The sequence below is a fragment of the Mitsuaria sp. TWR114 genome (genome assembly GCF_007997345.1).
Genome location: NZ_VOSR01001023.1, coordinates 1 through 544 on the forward strand (window position 1 = coordinate 1; position 544 = coordinate 544).

1 protein-coding gene is annotated in these 544 nt (G+C 70.4%); it reads right to left on the bottom strand.

The genetic code is table 11. The features are described from left to right. The coding region (locus FUT87_RS26920) for an Hsp20/alpha crystallin family protein (RefSeq protein ID WP_147242967.1) at window positions 1-422 on the bottom strand (422 nt) is incomplete at its 3' end. Window positions 423-544: the final 122 nt, after the last annotated feature.

Here is a 544-nt window from a genome sequence, read left to right on the forward strand (position 1 = left end):
TTGACGTCGATCTTGCGCGGCTGCGCGTGCGCTGCCTTGGGGATGCGCACCCGCAGCACGCCGTGGTTCAGTTCGGCGCTGATCTGGTCGGCGTCGAGTTCCTTGCTCAGCGTGAACGCGCGGCGATAGAACTGGCGCGACACCTCGACATGGCCGGCGGCCAGTCCGGCGGGCACGTCCAGCTGCATCTCGGCCTCGATGACCAGGCGGTCCTGGTCGACGCGCAGCTGCAACTGCTCGCGCGGCACGCCGGGCAGGTCGGCGAACAGCGTCAGGCCTTGCGCGTCCTCGATCACGTCGACGGCGGGCTGGATCGCGTAGTCGTCGCGTCGGCGCGCGGCCTGTGTCGAGGCGGTGGCGGAGGTCGAAGCCGACACGCTGGCGGCGTCGGTGGCGGGGGTGTGAACGGCGGTCGTGCTCATGAAATGCTTTCGTCTCGGGGTTCCGGGGACTTGATCGCGGCGGGCGCGGATCAGTGGATGTCGATGCGGCGGGGCTGCGGCGCGGGCCGGCGCTTGACTCTGACGCGCAGCACGCCGTCCTT